General features: G+C 74.7%; 14 protein-coding genes. 8 read left to right on the forward strand and 6 right to left on the reverse strand.

Going from position 1 to position 16,689, the window contains the following annotated elements:
• The first annotated feature begins 28 nt into the window (after nt 1-28).
• Both OHB09_RS14065 and OHB09_RS14070 read left to right on the forward strand, forming a co-directional pair.
• Nucleotides 29-634, forward strand: coding sequence for a sigma-70 family RNA polymerase sigma factor (locus OHB09_RS14065; protein ID WP_234526585.1), 606 nt, complete (start codon nt 29-31; stop codon nt 632-634).
• Nucleotides 631-1,914: a zf-HC2 domain-containing protein gene (locus tag OHB09_RS14070; RefSeq protein WP_328922060.1), complete on the forward strand. Its 1,284-nt coding sequence runs from the start codon at nt 631-633 to the stop codon at nt 1,912-1,914. Before OHB09_RS14065 ends, OHB09_RS14070 begins: the two co-directional genes overlap by 4 nt.
• Nucleotides 1,915-2,025: 111 nt before the next feature.
• Here OHB09_RS14070 and purU read toward each other — a convergent pair whose 3' ends face one another.
• From purU to OHB09_RS14090, 4 genes are all read right to left on the reverse strand, one after another.
• Nucleotides 2,026-2,913, reverse strand: coding sequence for a formyltetrahydrofolate deformylase (purU, locus tag OHB09_RS14075; protein WP_093595383.1), 888 nt, complete (start codon nt 2,911-2,913; stop codon nt 2,026-2,028).
• A gap of 154 nt (nt 2,914-3,067) precedes the next feature.
• Entirely contained in the window at nt 3,068-3,568 is a 501-nt protein-coding gene (locus tag OHB09_RS14080) for an SCO4402 family protein (RefSeq protein ID WP_006143982.1), read from the reverse strand.
• 115 nt (nt 3,569-3,683) lie between these two features.
• Nucleotides 3,684-5,105, reverse strand: coding sequence for a hypothetical protein (locus tag OHB09_RS14085; protein ID WP_328922061.1), 1,422 nt, complete (start codon nt 5,103-5,105; stop codon nt 3,684-3,686).
• A 370-nt stretch (nt 5,106-5,475) separates the two neighbouring features.
• Nucleotides 5,476-6,876, reverse strand: a complete 1,401-nt coding sequence (locus OHB09_RS14090; RefSeq protein ID WP_328922062.1) for a transcriptional regulator — start codon at nt 6,874-6,876, stop codon at nt 5,476-5,478.
• 362 nt (nt 6,877-7,238) lie between these two features.
• On the opposite strand from OHB09_RS14090, the gene OHB09_RS14095 reads away from it, so the two are divergent.
• The 4 genes from OHB09_RS14095 to OHB09_RS14110 all read left to right on the forward strand — a co-directional run bounded on the left by OHB09_RS14095 (nt 7,239) and on the right by OHB09_RS14110 (nt 12,235).
• Nucleotides 7,239-7,907, forward strand: a complete 669-nt coding sequence (locus tag OHB09_RS14095) for a bifunctional DNA primase/polymerase (protein WP_328922063.1) — start codon at nt 7,239-7,241, stop codon at nt 7,905-7,907.
• Nucleotides 7,908-8,115: 208 nt separating this feature from the next.
• Complete coding sequence (locus OHB09_RS14100; protein WP_093595392.1) at nt 8,116-8,916, forward strand: ABC transporter ATP-binding protein; 801 nt, start codon at nt 8,116-8,118, stop codon at nt 8,914-8,916.
• On the forward strand, nt 8,913-10,568 hold the full coding sequence (locus tag OHB09_RS14105; protein ID WP_328922064.1) for a transporter: 1,656 nt from the start codon (nt 8,913-8,915) through the stop codon (nt 10,566-10,568). The genes OHB09_RS14100 and OHB09_RS14105 overlap by 4 nt, the downstream gene beginning before the upstream one ends.
• 203 nt (nt 10,569-10,771) lie before the next feature.
• Nucleotides 10,772-12,235: a PAS domain-containing protein gene (locus OHB09_RS14110; RefSeq protein WP_006143989.1), complete on the forward strand. Its 1,464-nt coding sequence runs from the start codon at nt 10,772-10,774 to the stop codon at nt 12,233-12,235.
• Between the two features lie 58 nt (nt 12,236-12,293).
• Here OHB09_RS14110 and OHB09_RS14115 read toward each other — a convergent pair whose 3' ends face one another.
• Nucleotides 12,294-13,412, reverse strand: a complete 1,119-nt coding sequence (locus tag OHB09_RS14115) for a citrate synthase 2 (protein WP_093595401.1) — start codon at nt 13,410-13,412, stop codon at nt 12,294-12,296.
• A gap of 270 nt (nt 13,413-13,682) precedes the next feature.
• Here OHB09_RS14115 and pdxH point away from each other — a divergent pair, with 270 nt between their 5' ends.
• Nucleotides 13,683-14,321: a pyridoxamine 5'-phosphate oxidase gene (gene pdxH, locus OHB09_RS14120; RefSeq protein WP_040897147.1), complete on the forward strand. Its 639-nt coding sequence runs from the start codon at nt 13,683-13,685 to the stop codon at nt 14,319-14,321.
• A 279-nt stretch (nt 14,322-14,600) separates the two neighbouring features.
• On the opposite strand, the gene OHB09_RS14125 is transcribed toward pdxH, so the two are convergent.
• Complete coding sequence (locus tag OHB09_RS14125) at nt 14,601-15,371, reverse strand: SIS domain-containing protein (protein WP_006143992.1); 771 nt, start codon at nt 15,369-15,371, stop codon at nt 14,601-14,603.
• A 245-nt stretch (nt 15,372-15,616) separates the two neighbouring features.
• Between OHB09_RS14125 and OHB09_RS14130 the strand changes: the two genes are divergently transcribed.
• The gene (locus OHB09_RS14130) at nt 15,617-16,309 is read left to right on the forward strand and encodes a metal-dependent transcriptional regulator (RefSeq protein ID WP_006143993.1); all 693 of its coding nucleotides are present in this window, start codon (nt 15,617-15,619) and stop codon (nt 16,307-16,309) included.
• Nucleotides 16,310-16,689: the final 380 nt, after the last annotated feature.

Raw genomic sequence — 16,689 nt, forward strand, 5'->3', positions numbered from 1 at the left:
CGGGCAGCGCCGGGAGGGGAGGCACCGGATGGTGAGGAAGGACGCACCGCCCCGCTGGGACCGGCGGATGCAGCAGCGGCTGGCCCACGGCGAGGCCGCGGCGCTCGGCGAGCTCTACGACCGGTACGCCACCCTCGTGCACGGGCTGGCCCACCGCGTCCTCGGCGAGGACAGCGCCGCCGACGCCCTCACCCGCGAGGTGTTCGTCCACCTCTGGGAACACCCGGACACCTACGACCCCGAACAGGGCCCCCTGCGCTCCTGGGTCGCGGAGGTCACCCACCGGCTCGCGGTACGGCGGCTGCGGGCGGCCGGCGGCCACGGACGGGCGGCGACCGGCATCGACGCCGGCACCGGCACCGGGGAGCCGGACGCGGAACCCGACCCGGAGCGGGAGCTGGAGCGCACCGTGCGGCGCGCGTCCGTCGCCGCCCGCGCCGACTACATCGCCACCTCCCTGCCGGCCCCGCTGAAGGCGGCCCTGGAGCGGGCCTACTTCCAGCGCCGGGACTACCGCCAGACCGCCGCAGACCTCGGCATCACCGAGGACGAGGCACGCCGCCGGCTGCGGCTCGGCCTGCAACTGCTCGCCACGGCCCACGACACCGTCCCGGAACCGGGGGGTCCGGTGTGAACGACGGCCCCGGGAACCCCGAGGAGTCGCGGAAGCACGGCGGGCAGGACCGCGCGCCGCGCGTCCCGCCGCCGCGCGCCTCCGCGGAGGACGGCGGCCGGACGCCGCCGCCCGCCCCGCGCCCGCCCGCCGGGCCCGCGCTGGAGCACCGGGTGCTGATGTCGCTGCTCGGCGCCTGGGCGCTGGCCGCCTGCTCCGCCGAGGAGACGGCGGCCGTGGAGGAGCACCTCGGCGAGTGCGGCCCCTGCGCCGAGGAGGCGCTGCGGCTGCGCGACGCCGTCGGACTGCTGCACCCGCCCGAGAGCCTCGACCTCGACCCCGGGCTGCGCACCCGCGTCCTGGACACCTGCCTCGAACGCCGCAGCCCGCGCATCCCGGTGCCCTCCTGGGTGGCGCCGTACGACGCGGAGACGGCCCGTCTGGACGCCCTGCTGCAGGACTTCGGCGACGCGGAGTGGCACGCGCCGGTGCGGCTGCGCTGGTTCGACGGACGGGAACCGGCCGCCCGCCGTACGACGGTCGCCGGCGTCCTGACCCACCTGTGGTGCGTGGACGGGCTGGTGGCCTCCGCGCTCGGCCTGGACGACCCGCTCGCTGAGGCGGGCGCCGACAAGGACGCGCAGGACTCCCCCGGTGTCGTCGAGGGCTCCCCCACCGCGCGCACCGAGGCGTACTGGCGTGCCGCGCGGGTGCCGCCCACCCGGGCGGTCCGCGGGCCCTGGCGGGAGCAGAGCCACGCCGTCGTCCGGACGGCCGCGTTCGCGGGCGGCAGCGGCGGGGAGCCGGCCGTGTCGTACGGCGAGCACACGCTGCCCCTCCGCGACGCCCTCCTGGACCGGGCCTTCGAGTGCTGGGTGCACGCGGACGACATCGCGGAGGCGGTCGACTACCCCTACGAGCCGCCCGCGCCGCGCCATCTGCACGGGATGATCGACCTCGCGGCGCGGACGCTGCCGCAGTCGCTCGCCGCGCGGCGCCGGGCGGGCCTGGCCGAACCCGCGCTCCGGGGACGGCACCTGGTGGCGGCGGGCGCGCCGGGCCGGAGCCTGCGGCTGGAGATCGAGGGGACGGGCGGCGGCGAGTGGCTGATCCCCCTCGACTCGCCCGGGGCCGCGGCCTCGCCGGAGCACGAGGTGGCCCACCTCGCCCTGGACGGCGTCGAGTTCTGCCGGCTGGCCGCGGGCCACGTCCCCCCGGCCGAGGCGGCCGCCGGGCACTCGGGCGACCGGACGGCGGTCCGGGAGGTCCTGCTGGCCACGGCGTCCCTGAGCCGTCTGTGACCGCGCGCCGCGCGGAGGCCGAACCGCGCGGGAAGCCGAACCGCGCGGGAAGGGTCCCGGCGGACCGGCCGCCGGGGCCACCGTCGAAAGCCGTACCGCGCGGGAAGCGGCCTACGCGAAGATGACCGTGCGGTGGCCGTTGAGCAGGATGCGGCGTTCCGCGTGCCACTTGACCGCGCGGGCCAGCGCCTGGCACTCCACGTCCCGGCCCACCGCGACCAGCTGGTCCGGCGTCACGTCGTGGCCCACCCGCTCGACCTCCTGCTCGATGATCGGCCCCTCGTCGAGGTCCGCGGTGACGTAGTGCGCCGTCGCCCCGATCAGCTTCACGCCCCGGGCGTGCGCCTGGTGGTACGGCTTCGCGCCCTTGAAGCTCGGCAGGAACGAGTGGTGGATGTTGATGATCCGCCCGTTCAGCTTCTTGCACAGGTCGTCGGAGAGCACCTGCATGTAGCGGGCGAGCACGACCAGCTCGACCTCCGCCTCCCGCACGATCCCGAGCAGTCGCGCCTCCGCGTCCGCCTTCGTCTCCCGTGTCACCGGCACGTGGTGGAAGGGGATCCCGTACGAGGCCACGAGCTCGGCGAAGTCGGTGTGGTTGGAGACGACGGCCGCGATCTCGACCGGGAGCGCCCCGGTCCGCGCCCGGAACAGCAGATCGTTCAGGCAGTGCCCGAACCTGCTGACCATCAGGACGACGCGCATCTTCTCGTCGGCCCGATGGATCTGCCAGTCCATGTGGAAGGAGTCCCCGATGGCCGCGAAGCTCGCCCGCAGCTTCTCCGACGTCACCGACGGCTCCGCCGAGAAGTGGACCCGCATGAAGAACAGTCCCGTGTCCTGGTCCCCGAACTGCTGGCTGTCCACGATGTTGCAGCCGGTCATGAACAGGTAGCTGGACACCGCGTGCACGATGCCCTGCTTGTCCGGGCAGGAGAGGGTGAGGACGTACTGCTCACCGGTCTCGGCGGCGCCGTCCCGTGGGGGCTGCTCAGTCATGCAGCACAGGGTCCCACACCGCCCACGAGGGCGGACGGGCCGTCCCACAGTCCGGAACCGGCTGAGGGATCCGGCCGGGGGGATCGGCCGGAAGAGTCAGCCGGGGGGATCGGCCCGAGGAGTCAGCCGGGGGAATCGGCCTGAGCGGTACCGCTCAGGCCGAGCGCGTGAGGATGCGCAGCACCTCCAGGGAGCGCGGCGGCGCGTCCGGGTCCTCCTCGTCGGCCGTCACCAGCCGGACGTGGGCCTCCCGGGCGGCCCGGACCGCGTCCGGCCAGGACGGGTGTTCGAGGTACGTGGCGACCGGCGCGTCGGGGCCGACCTGGTGCATGATCCGCAGCACCCGGAGCACCGCGGTGTCCACCAGCGCCGCCTCCTGGGCGTCGCGGAAGATCGTGCCGACGTACTTCTCGGCCGACCAGTTGTCCAGCCAGGTGTCCTCCACCAGCCGGTACACGGCGTCGGTCACGTCTCCGTACCCTTCGGTACCCGCGAGCCAGACGTCCCGCTGGAACACCGGGTCGGAAAGCATGTGCAGCGCGGAACGCACGTTGCTGCGCCAGCGCCACCACGGCATGTCGTTGAGGGGCATGGCGCCCATGGTGGACGAGCGACGCCCGCGACGGGAAGGGTTCTCCGGAGCTTGCACGGTCATCGATCGTACGTTCCACCCGCCGGGGTGATCGTCGTACCCCCCACGTCCCGCCCTCCCGCACCCGCCCGGAGCGGGACGGACCGCCTGCTCGGAGCCGACGGAGCCGACGGAGCCGTCAGAGCTGGGTGGGCTGGCGCTGGGTGAGCCCGTACTTGCCCGCGATGGCGTTCCACAGCGCCGCCGCCTTCTTCTTCTGCTCGGTGGCCGTACCGCTGGCGGCATTGCCCGCGGCGGTCTGGCCGGTGTTCCGGGCGTGGCCCTTCTTGCAGACCTTGCGGCTCTTGGCCTGGTCGGCCCAGGCCGCGTAGTGGTTGTCGGCGGAGGCGGAGGCCTGCCAGGCGGCGGTGAGCGAGGACGTCAGCGAGGCGTGGTCGGGCAACTTGTCCACGGAGAGCCCGGACAGCTTCGTCACCAGGCCGTTGCGCTGCTTCGCCGCGTCCCGCAGGTCGGTGGCCGCCTGGTCGAGGTTCTTGCACGACCGCACGTTCGCCACGGCGCCGATCACGCTCTGCCGGCTGCTGCCGCTCTGGGCGAGCAGCTTGTCCAGGGCCTCGGCCTGCGCCTTCGCCGGGTCGACGGTGGGCTCGGAGGAGCCGGAGGTGGCGGGACCGGTCGCCGACACGGTCTTGCTGTCGTCCTTCTCGGCACCGCCGCCCCCGCCGCCGAGCAGCGCGCCGGCGCCGATCCCGAGGACGACGATGCCGACGCCGACGGCGGCGATCAGCGGCACCCGGGACCCGGAACGGCCGCCGCGGCCGCGGCCACCGCCCTCGTCGCCGCCACGCCGGGCGCCCGCGCGGCCGCCGCCCGGGGGCGGCACGGAGACGGCCTCACCGATCTGCGGGAGGTGCTGGGTGGCGGGCGCGGGGGCGCCCTCGGTGCGGAACAGGTTGTCGAACTCGGCCGGCGGGGCGGGCTGCGCGGGAGCCCCGCCCGGGACCGGCGGAAGGTACTGGGTGGCCTGGGCGTCCGGGCCCGCGGCGGGCGGCATCGGCCCCGCGCCGGAACCCACCGGCGGGATGTACTGGGTGGCGCCCTCGTCCGCGACCGGCGGAATGTACTGGGTGGCCCCCTCGTCCATGACGGGGGGTATGTACTGCGTCGCCCCCTCGTCCGCGGGCGGGAGCGGCGCGGAGGGGAACGCTCCCGGGGAACCCGGGGCGCCCGAGCCGTAGGAGCCCTGCGGGGCGGCCGGGGGCAGCGGGGCGGAGTAGCCGCCCGCGGTGCCCTGGTGGGCGTGGCCGCCGTGCCCGCCCTGCGCGGGTGCGCCCCCCGGGGCCTCCTGTGCGCTCTCCGGGGGGAGTTGTGCGCCGCCCCACCGCGGGCCGGGGTCCTCGCCCCAGCCGGGGGCCGGGGGCGGTGCGGGGGCGGCCTGCTGCTCGGGGCCCCAGGGCCCGCCCCAGGACTGGCCGGCCGCGGGGGCCGGCGGCTCGCCCTGACTGCCCGGCAGCAGGGGGGCACCACCGTCGGAGGGCAGCACGATGCCTTCCCGCGCGGGTCGTGCCGAGGGCTCCCCGCCCTGTCCACTCTGCGTCACCGGGACTCCTCCGACTGGGCGACCACGTAAACCAGCGGCTCACGCTACCGGTTCTCAGCGAGGCCATGCCATGCGGAGTCCCCCCGCCGGTCCCACGGGCCCCGTGCGCACCGTGCCGAGGGCTTTCGCCCCGGGACCCCGGCGGCCTCCGCGCGGCCCCCGGCCGGTGCGGGCCGCCCACCCGGTCGCCGTCCCGCCCCGGCGGCGGGCCGGGACGGCGGAACCCGCGTGACCAGCCACGACGAACCCCCGCCCGCCGGTGGGTCCACTCCCCGCGCCCTCCCGGCCGCCCCCTCCCCGCGCCTCGCCAACTCCCCTCCCCCCACAGGCCCGAGGCCGGTGGCGGGCGGGGAGCAGGAAGCGACCAACCTCACGCCGCGCGCAGCTCCAGCCGGGCTCCGAACTCCCGCACCACCGCCTCCTCCCCGAACGGCTCGAGCCGCTGCTGGAAGTCCTCCAGGTACTCCGCACCCCGGTTCGACCGCAGTCCCCCGAGCAGCTCCACCGCCTTCATCCCGGTGTGCACGGCCTGTTCGACCTCCCGTTTCTGCACCTGCGCGGTCGCCAGCAGCACGAAGCCGATCGCCCGCCGCCGCACCCGCCCCTCCGGATGCCCCGCCAGCGCCTCGCGCGCGCACCGCTCCGCCGCCTCGGCCTGCCCCAGGTCCCGGTGGCAGTGCGCCAACTCGTCAGCGAGATACGCCTCGTCGAAGTGCGCAATCCACACCGGGTCGTCCCCGGAGCCGCCGTCGGAGCCGGAAGCGGAACCGGCCTCCTCCATCGCGGCCACGGCCCGCCCCGCCGCGGTCTGCGCCGCCCGCGCGTCCCCCATCAGCGCGTGCCCCCGCGCCTCGGCCGCGCAGAACATGGACTGCGCCCGCGGCGTCACCTGCCCCCGCGCACCCTCCTGCGCCGCCCGCGCCAACTGGGCGATCTCCCGCGGGTTCCCGAGCTGCGCCGCGAGGTGGCTCATGGACGCGGCCAGCACGTACCCCCCGTAGCCGCGGTCCCCGGCGGCCTGCGCGAGCCGCAGCGCCTGGATGTAGTACCGCTGCGCCAGACCCGGTTGCCCGGTGTCCACCGCCATGTACCCGGCGAGTTCGGTCAGTCGGGCCACCGCCGCGAACAACTCCCGTCCCACGGGCTCCCGGTAGGAGCCGGCGAGCAGGCCGGAGACGACGCTGTTGAGGTAGTGCACGACGACCGGACGCACATGCCCGCTGCCGTAGGTGTGGTCGAGGTCGACCAGCGCCTGCGTCATCGCCCGCACCGCCGCCACGTCCGAGGCACCGACCCGCGGCCCGCCGGTACGCCCCACCTGGGCGTCCGGTGCCGAGATCAGCCAGTCCCGGCTGGGCTCGACCAGCGCGGAGGCGGCGACGGAGGACCCGGACAGGAAGTCCCGCCGGCCCACGTCGCTGCGCCACAGCTCGCAGACCTGCTCGATGGCGCCGAGCACCGTCGGCGAGAACCGCAGCCCCACGCCGGAGGCCAGGTTCTTGCCGTTGGCCATGCCGATCTCGTCGATCGTGACCGTACGGCCCAGCTTGCGTCCGAGGGCCTCGGCGATGATCGCCGGGGCACGTCCGCGCGGCTGCTGTCCCCGCAGCCAACGGGCCACCGACGTCTTGTCGTAGCGCAGGTCGAGCCCGTGTTCCGCCCCGCACATGTTGACCCGGCGGGCCAGACCGGCGTTGGAACAGCCCGCTTCCTGGATGAGCGCCTGGAGCCGTTCGTTCGGCTGCCTGGCGACGAGAGGCCTTGCGGCCATGGCGAAACCCCCTGTGTCTGGCGGTTTGCGGTGCCTGCCCACGCACCGGTTGACGAGCCTTCGGCAGCCGGCGCCTTCCGTCGGGCACCGCAAGGATCCGGCCTCGAAGATCAATGCCCCGTCCGTCGGCACTACATGCCGACAATGCGGGACATGCCAGGATTGCCGGGTTCTGGCGACGGTCCGGGCCGCCGCCCCTCCCCACCCGGCCTGTGTCTGCCTGTGAGGGCTACCCGTTCGACGGTGTCCTTCCTCGTACGCGCCCCCGTACATGCATCCGTGCGCCCCGCCGCCGGAGGGGGTGCCCCTCCCCCGCGCACGGGTGGGCGTAACCCCCGGTGACGGCGGGAGTTGTGCTCACCGTGGAAGAGACCATCGCGGGCGCCGACACCGCGCCCATCAAAGCTGCCCAGATCCCGCAGCAGCGCGGCGAAACGCTGCGGGAGGCCGCCGTGCGCTACGCCGAGGAACGCCACTGGGACGTGGTCCCCGGCACCTGGCTCGACGTCGTCGACGGGGTGCAGCGCTGCTCCTGCGAGGACCCCGCGTGCCCGGAACCGGGCGCGCATCCGGCGCGCGAGGACTGGGCGGCGCAGGCCACGGGCAGCGCGACCGTCGCGCGCCGACTGTGGTCCCGGCAGCCGACGGCCTCGATCCTGCTGCCCACCGGCCGCACCTTCGACGCGGTCGAAGTCCCCGAGTCCGCCGGGTTCCTGGCGCTCGCGCGCATGGAACGCATGGAACTGACGCTCGGACCGGTCACCTTGTCCCCCGACCGCCGGATGCGGTTCTTCGTGCTGCCGGGCGGCGCGGCCAAACTCCCCGAGCTGGTACGGAAGCTGGGCTGGTCACCCGCGGCGCTGGACCTGACCGGGCTCGGCGAGGGCGCCTACGTGGCCGCGCCGCCCTCGCGGCTGGGCTCCCGCGGGGCGGTGCAGTGGGCCTGCCGGCCGACCGCGGTGAACCGGTGGCTGCCGGACGCGGAGGAGATGGTCCCCTCCCTGGCGTACGCGTGCGGAAGGGACCGGTAGCGGCGGGGACGGAAGGCGCCGGGGGCCGGTGGGCGGGGACCGACAGCGGTCCCGAGCTGGGCGGGGACCGACAGCGGTCCCGAGCTGGGCGGGGACCGACAGCGGTCCCGAGCTGGGCGGGGACCGACAGCGGTAGGGGGCAACGATCCGGACACGGGACGAACGCCGCCCCATGTCCCCGGCCCAGCCCGGCCCCTAGGGTGTCGGTATGAGCGAGGGAGAGCGAGAAGGCGAGGCAGGACGCCCGGCGGTGCGCGTCCACGGGCTGTGGAAGCGGTTCGGGGAGCAGATCGCGGTGAGCGGGATCGACCTCGTCCTGCCCGCGGGCAGGTTCGTCGGGCTCGTCGGCCCCAACGGCGCCGGCAAGACCACCACGCTCTCCATGATCACCGGGCTGCTCCGCCCGGATCAGGGCACCGTCGAGATCGCCGGACACGACGTCTGGCGGGACCCGGCGGCCGTCAAGGCCCGCATCGGCGTGCTCCCCGAGGGGCTGCGGCTCTTCGAGCGGCTGTCCGGGCGCGAACTCCTCTCCTACACCGGCCGGTTGCGCGGGGTCCCGGGCGCCGAGGTCGACAAGCGGGCCACCCAGCTCCTCGACGTCCTCGACCTCGCGGGCGCCCAGCACAAGCTCGTCGTCGACTACTCGACCGGCATGCGCAAGAAGATCGGCCTCGCCGCCGCCCTCCTCCACAACCCCGAGGTCCTCTTCCTCGACGAACCCTTCGAGGGCGTCGACCCGGTCTCCGCGCAGACAATCCGCGGCGTCCTGGAGCGCTACACCGCCTCCGGCGCCACCGTCGTCTTCTCCTCCCACGTCATGGAACTCGTCGAGTCCCTGTGCGACTGGGTCGCGGTGATGGCGGCCGGACGGATCCGTGCCGACGGCCCGCTCGCCGAGGTGCGCGGCGAGGCGCCCTCGCTGCAGGAGGCCTTCCTCCAGCTCGTCGGCGCCGGCGGCCGGTCCGCCGGGACCGACCTGGACTGGCTCGGCGGGGGCGGCCGATGACCACCGTCCCCACCACCGACGCCCCCGCCGCGCCCGCCGGACCCGGGGGCCCCGGCACGGTACGGCTCACCCCCCTCGTCGTCCGGCTCAAGCTGTCCCTGCTGCGCAACGGGCTGCGGCAGTCCGCGGGCCGACGGGCCGTGTACCTCACCTCCCTCGTCCTCGTCTCGCTCTTCGCGGTGCTCCAGCTCCTCGGGCTGATCGCGCTGCGCGGCAACGCGCACGCCGACTCCGTCACCGTGCTGCTGCTCGCCCTCATGGGCCTCGGGTGGGCGGTGATGCCGCTGTTCTTCCCCGGCGGCGACGAGACCCTCGACCCGACCCGGCTGGTGATGCTGCCGCTGCGGCCCCGCCCGCTGGTCCGCGCCCTGCTGGCGGCCTCGCTCGTGGGCATCGGCCCGCTGTTCACGCTGTGCCTGCTGGTGGGCTCGGTGATCTCCGTGGCGCACGGGGCGGCGGCGTTCGCCGTCGGCGTCCTCGCGGTCGTCCTCGGGCTGCTGGTGTGCGTGGCCCTCGCCCGCGCGGTGGCCGCCGCCAACACCCGGCTGCTGACCAGCCGCAAGGGCCGCGACCTCGCGGTGCTCAGCGGCCTCGTGATCGCGGTGGGCGCGCAGTTCGTCAACTTCGGGGCGCAGCGGCTCGGCGCGGCGGGCGGCCTCGACCCGCTCGACCCGGTGGCCGCCGTCCTGCGCTGGGTGCCGCCCGCCGCCGCGATCGGCGCGGTGGACGCGGTGAGCGAGGGCTCCTACGGCCGCGCGGCGGCCCAGCTCCTGCTGTCGGCGGCGGCGCTCGCGGGGCTGCTGGCGCTGTGGACGCGGACGCTGACCCGGCTGATGACCGCCCCCGACGCCTCCACACTGAACGCCGCCGAACCGGCCGCCCGCGAGAAGGCCGGGCGCGCGGGCGGCCCCGCCCGGCTGCTGCCCGCCGGGCGCATCGGCACGGTCGTGGAGCGCAGCCTGCGCTATGTGTGGCGGGACCCCAAGACGAAGTCGGCCTGGGCCACCTCCCTGGCCATCGGCGTGATCGTGCCCGTCTTCAACGCGCTCCAGGGCACCGGCTCGGTCTACTTCGCCTGCTTCGCCTCCGGGATGCTCGGCATCCAGATGTACAACCAGTTCGGGCAGGACACCTCCGCGTTCTGGACGGTGGCCATGACGATCTCCTCGCCCCGCGACGCCCTCGCCGAACTGCGCGGCCGGGCCCTGGCCCTGCTGCTGATCACCCTCCCGTACGCCACCCTCGTCACCGTCCTGACCACGGCCCTGCTGGACGCCTGGGCGAAGCTGCCCGAGGTGCTGGGGCTGTCGTTCGCGCTGCTCGGGGCGATGCTGGCGACGGGGGCGTGGTCCTCCGCGCGGTTCCCGTACTCGATCCCGCAGGAGGGCTACAAGAACGTGGTGCCCGCGCAGGTCGGCGTCGCCTGGATCTCGATCTTCGGCGGCATGATCGCCGCGGCACTGCTGTCCGCGCCGGCCATCGCGGCCGCGATCTGGCTGAACGTGTCGGCCGGCGGCGAGGACCGGGCCTGGCTCCTGCTCCCCGCGGGCGCCGCCTACGGCACCGCCCTGACCGTCCTCGGCCTGCGCCTGGCGGCCCCGCGCACGGCCGCCCGGCTCCCGGAGATCCTCCTGGCCGTCAGCAAGGGCTGACCGGCCGCCGCCCTTCGCGCACTCTCGGGCCGCCCCGCAGGGCGCACACCGGTGGCACGGCCGCTTCGCATGAGACCCCTCGTGCAACGATTGCCTCCCACATTGCGGGAACCCGCTGTGTGCTGAGTCACGTTCACGTTGAATGATTGCGAGCAACGAACCAACGCGCCCGCGAACGCGGGCGCGGCCGGCAGGGGGTCCAGGTGAGTGCTTCCCGGCATAGTGGGACCACCGACGAGCTGGGGCCCGACGAGCCCGAGCCCACCGGTCACGGCGGTGGCCCCCGCCCTCCCGATCACGAAGGCCCGGACGACGCGTCCGAACCCGCGGGCCCGGACGGCTCCGACCTGCTCGCCGCCCTCCTGGACGGCATGGACGCCGCCCTGTGCGCCTTCGACGCGGACGGCGTCGTCACCCACTGGAACCGCGAGGCCGAACGCATCCTCGGCTGGACGGCGGCCGAGGCCGTCGGCCGGCAGGGCTTCGCCGGCTGGGCCGCCCGCAGCGCCGACGCCGAGGAGGTCGAACGGCGCCTGATGTCCGCGATGCGCGCGCCCGGCCGCCAGGTGCACGAGTTCGCGCTGGTCACCAAGGACGGCGGCCGGGTCCTCGTCCGCACCCAGTCCGCCGCCGTGCGCGGCCCGGACGGCACCCCCGCCGGGGTGTACTGCGCCTTCAGCGAGGTGCACACGCAGATCGACCTGGAGCGGTCCATCGCGCTGAGCGAGGCCCTGCTGGAGGACGCCGGCTGGGGCGTGGTCCTCGTCGACGCCGACCTGCGGCCCGCCGTCGTCAACACGCACGCCGCCCGGTTGCTGGGCGTGGGCCGTACCTCGGTGCTCGGCCGGCCGCTCGGCGAACTGCTCGCGCAGGGCGTGGAGGAACTGGAGAGCGCGCTCGCGCACGTGCTCGGCGAGGGCGCGCCGCCCGCGCCCGCCGAGATGTGGGTGAGCGTACGGACCCCCGAGGGCGAGCAGCGGCGCTGCTGGCGCAACGGCTTCCTGCGGCTGGCCTCGCCGCTCGCCGAGGAGCCGGTGCCGCTCGGCGTGGGCTGGCTCTTCCAGGACGTCACCGAGGCGCGGCAGCGCGAGCAGGAGGCCTCCCAGACCCGGTTCCGGGCCAATCAGTCGCACCGCGCGGCACGGACCGCCGCGGAGTGCGAGGACCCGTGGGAGGCGGCCACCGTCCACCTGGACTTCGCCCTCGCCGGCTTCGCCGACCACGCGCTGATCGACCGCGTCTCCGGCCCCCCGGCGGCCGACGACCCCGAGGTGCCCGTACGGCTGGTCCGGGCCGCCTCGACCCCCTCGGGCACCCCGGGGCCCAGCGTCCTCGCGGGCGCGGCCGGGCTGCCGATGCACTACGGGGAGACGCACCCGGCGGTGCAGTGCGCCGAGCGCAACGGCTCGGTGCGGGCGAGCGCCGGGCGGGCCGACACGGAACGGGCCCGCGAATGGGCCCGCTCCCGGCAGTGGCCCCCGGACACCGTGCACGCGCTGTGCGCGGTGCTGCGCAACCGGGGGCGCACCCTCGGCGTGGTGACGTTCCTGCGCTCCGGCGCCCGCGCCCCCTTCGAGCGCCCCGACGCCCTCTACGCGGAGGACGTGGCGGCCCGCATCGCGCTCTGCGTCGACCTGGCCACGGCGACCACCCGCACACCGGACTGACCGGCCGGCCGGAGGACGGAAGGGGGAACGGGCCGGAGGACGGGCCGCCCTGGCGGGCCTACCGCGCCTCCGCCCGGACGACCGAGATGTCCTCGTATCCCGGCACCTCGTGCGGGCTCCGCGAGGCCGGTCCCACATAGCGGGCCGAGGGCCGGACCAGACGTCCGGTGCGCTTCTGCTCCAGGATGTGCGCCGACCAGCCCGCCGTGCGGGCACAGGTGAACATCGACGTGAACATGTGCGCCGGGACCTCCGCGAAGTCCAGCATGATCGCGGCCCAGAACTCCACGTTCGTGGCGAGCACCCGGTCCGGGCGGCGGTTGTGCAGCTCCTCCAGGGCCGCCTTCTCCAGCGCCTCGGCGACCTCGAACCGGGGCGCCCCCAGCTCCCGCGCCGTCCGCCGCAGCACCCGGGCACGCGGGTCCTCCGCCCGGTACACCCGGTGCCCGAAGCCCATCAGCCGCTCGCCGCGGTCGAGGGCGCGCTTGACGTACCCGACCGCGTCGCCCGTCCGCTCGATCTCCTCGATCATGCCGAGCACCCGCGAGGGCGCCCCGCCGTGCAGCGGACCCGACATGGCCCCGACCGCGCCGGACAGCGCGGCGGCCACGTCCGCGCCGGTGGAGGCGATGACGCGGGCGGTGAACGTGGAGGCGTTCATGCCGTGCTCGGCGGCCGAGCTCCAGTAGGCGTCGACGGCGGCCACGTGCTTGGGGTCCGGCTCACCGCGCCAGCGGATCATGAACCGCTCGGTGACCGAGTGCGCCTTGTCGATCTCCCGCTGCGGCACCATCGGCAGGCCCTGGCCGCGCGCGGACTGGGCCACGTACGACAGCGCCATCACGGCGGCGCGGGCCAGGTCGGCGCGCGCCTGCTCGGCGTCGATGTCGAGCAGCGGCCGCAGCCCCCACACCGGCGCCAGCATGGCCAGCGCGGACTGCACGTCCACCCGGATGTCACCGGAGTGCACGGGGATCGGGAACGGCTCGGCGGGCGGCAGACCGGGGTTGAAGGCGCCGTCGACGAGCAGTCCCCAGACGTTGCCGAAGGACACCTGGCCGACCAGTTCCTCGATGTCGACACCGCGGTACCGGAGCGCCCCGCCCTCCTTGTCCGGCTCGGCGATCTCCGTCTCGAACGCGACGACTCCTTCGAGCCCGGGTACGAAGTCGGACATGAGGCGGCTCCTCGGTCTGTGCGGACAGGAAGGCAGCACGATAGTCCCAGAGTGCCACCTTTGGGGAGTAGTCGCGGCACTGCGTGCCAAGGAGCGGAGGGAACCCGCCACACCCCGCCGCCGACGGCCGCCATGCGGCAGGATGACCGCGTGAGCGAGCACATCCCGGACGAACCCGCCGGCGAACCCCTGGTCGAACGCGCCGCCGCCCGGGCGGAACGGGCGGCCGGGAGCGGCGAGCCGGCCGTCGTCCCCACCGATCCCGCCGCGATGCGGGCCCACTACCGCGCCGAGGGCCTCGACGAGGAGGAACTCGCCGCCCATCCCATGGACCAGTTCGACCGCTGGTTCGGGGAGGCGGCCCGTGCCGCCGTGCGGGGCCTGCTCTACGAGCCCAACGCCATGGTCGTCTCCACCGCCGACACCGAGGGCCGCCCCAGCTCCCGCACGGTCCTGATGAAGGGCTACGACACCCGCGGCTTCGTCTTCTACACCAACTACGACTCCCGCAAGGGCCGGGAGCTGGCCGCGAACCCGCACGTCTCGCTGCTCTTCCCCTGGCACCCGGTGGCCCGCCAGGTGCTCGTCACCGGCACCGCCCGGCGCACCGGCCGCGAGGAGACCGCCGCCTACTTCCGCACCCGCCCGCACGGCTCCCGCCTGGGTGCCTGGGCGAGCGCCCAGTCCACGGTGATCCCCTCCCGCGAGGTCCTGGAGACGGCGTACGAGGACCTCGGCGCCCGCTACCCGGAGGGCGAGCAGGTCCCCGTGCCGCCCCACTGGGGCGGCTTCCGCGTCACCCCGCACACGGTCGAGTTCTGGCAGGGGCGCGCCAACCGCCTCCACGACCGCCTGCGGTACACGGCCGCACCGGACGGCACCTGGCGGGTCGATCGCCTGAGCCCCTGAGGGCACGCAGACGGCCCGCGGGCTCAGGTCCTCGTCCGAAGACGAGGAGCCGGCCGGACGTACCGGCGAGCCCACGGGCCGGGTGACTGCGTTGGATTGGCCGGTCGCGCGTGACGCACACGCGCTGGTCCGGCGCCGAACCGAGTACGACGGCGGGCTACTGGCCCGCAGCCACCTCACGCGTCCGGTATGCATACATCTGCCGAACCACCTCCCTTCAGTGTGCTCATCACACTAGGAACTGTCCGACACGCCTTCAACCCTTTTTTTCCGGCGCCCTCAGTCCCGGTAGAAGATCCGGTCCGCGTACTCCTCGAAGACGCGGTCGTTCCATTCGAGGCCGCCGTCGATGTTGCCGGAGCGGAGCATGGGTGGGGTGTGGCCGCGGGTGGCGAGGGTGACGGCGGCGGTGGCGATCACGGCCTGCATCAGGGCGCTGGTGACGACCGTGGAGGCGGGGGCGAAGGGGGCGTCGATCCCGTCCTGGGTCAGCACGGTGTCGCCGAGCGGGATGCGGGAGTCGAGGACGACGTCGCAGTGGTCCTTGAGGAAGGTGCCGGAGGAGTGGCGGGGAGTCGTCTTCTCCGCGTAGGCCACCGAGGTCACGCCGATGACCTTGACGCCGCGCGCGCGGGCGTGGGTCGCCATCTCGACCGGAAGGGCGTTGCGGCCGGAGAGGGAGATGATCACCAGCAGGTCGCCGGCGCGCAGGGGGCCGACGTCGAGGACGGCCGCGGCGAGGCCGTCGACGCGTTCCAGTGCGGAGCCCAGTGTCGCGGGCCGCACGTCGACACCCGTGAGCCCCGGGACGGTGAGCAGGTTCATCAGGGCGAGTCCGCCGGCGCGGTAGACGACGTCCTGGGCGGCCAGCGCGGAGTGTCCGGCGCCGAAGGCGAAGAGGCGGCCGCCGGCGGCGACGGTGTCGGCGATCAGTTCGCCGGCGGCGGTGATCCACTCGGACTCCTCGTCCCGCACCTGTCGCAGCAGCGCGATCGCGGCGTCGAGGAACCGCTCGCCCGGCGCCTTCGCGCCCCCCGTCCCCTGGCTCATCGGCGACGCCCCTCACCTTCGTGACGCTTAGTTGCGCGGCCGGTGCCCGCGGGAGTCCGGCCATGTCGCGGATCACGGTGCGGTCCGGACCAGGGCCGTGTCAATACGGGGTGCGCGAGGGGTCCGCGATGACCGTTCTTCCGGCGCGGCACGGTTGTCGGTGCGATGCGTCAGAATTGAGTCCAGGGCCAGCGCACACGCCGTGAGGCCGCCAGCCTCCGGCAGATCTCAATCGAGGGGCACGTATGTCCGGACTGATCGACACCACGGAGATGTATCTCCGCACCATCCTCGAGCTCGAGGAAGAAGGCGTCGTGCCGATGCGCGCCCGTATCGCCGAACGGCTCGACCAGAGCGGGCCGACGGTCAGCCAGACGGTGGCGCGGATGGAGCGCGACGGACTGGTGTCCGTGGCGCCCGACCGGCACCTGGAGTTCACCGACGAGGGCCGGCGCCTGGCCACGCGGGTCATGCGCAAGCACCGGCTCGCGGAGTGCCTGCTCGTCGACGTGATCGGGCTGGAGTGGGAGCAGGTGCACGCGGAGGCCTGCCGCTGGGAGCACGTGATGAGCGAGGCGGTGGAGCGGCGCGTGCTGGAGCTGCTGCGGCACCCGACCGAATCGCCCTACGGCAATCCGATCCCGGGTCTTGAGGAGCTGGGCGAGAAGGACGGCACGGTTCCGTTCCTGGACGAGGGCATGGTCTCGCTGGCCGACCTGGACCCTGGTCTGGAGGGCAAGACCGTGGTCGTGCGGCGCATCGGGGAGCCGATCCAGACGGACGCGCAGCTCATGTACACGCTGCGCCGGGCGGGTGTGCAGCCGGGCTCGGTGGTCAGCGTGACGGAGTCCGCCGGGGGCGTCCTGGTGGGCAGCAGCGGGGAGGCGGCCGAGCTGGAGTCGGAGGTCGCCTCGCACGTCTTCGTGGCCAAGCGCTGACGCGGGTCGTCCCCGGGGCGGTGTCCGGGCGCGTGGGCGGCCCGGGCGGGTCGCGCTCACGCGCCGGGTGACCGATTGCCCGCCCCGCGCACTTTCTGTGTGCCGAATGGCAGCGCGAACCCCGTTCCCGTGCCACGCTGTCGGGTGAGGCATATGACCTGAGGAGCTCTGGGGCCGGCTCGGACGACGGGGCCGTGCGGCCGGGGAAGGGAGCGGGACGATGTGCCGGGTATCCCGCGGGCACGGAGAGGGCCCCGGCGCTCTGTGGCGCCGGGGCCTGTCCTCCCCTGTGCTGACCCGGAGCCCCGAGCTCCCAGGGTCATCCCCCTCGGACCGTTTTTCCCCGAGCGGTCCGCCCGCTGAAGATCTCCCCCCGGTGG

This window comes from Streptomyces griseoaurantiacus (genome assembly GCF_036189845.1).
GTDB classification, from domain to species: domain Bacteria; phylum Actinomycetota; class Actinomycetes; order Streptomycetales; family Streptomycetaceae; genus Streptomyces; species Streptomyces griseoaurantiacus.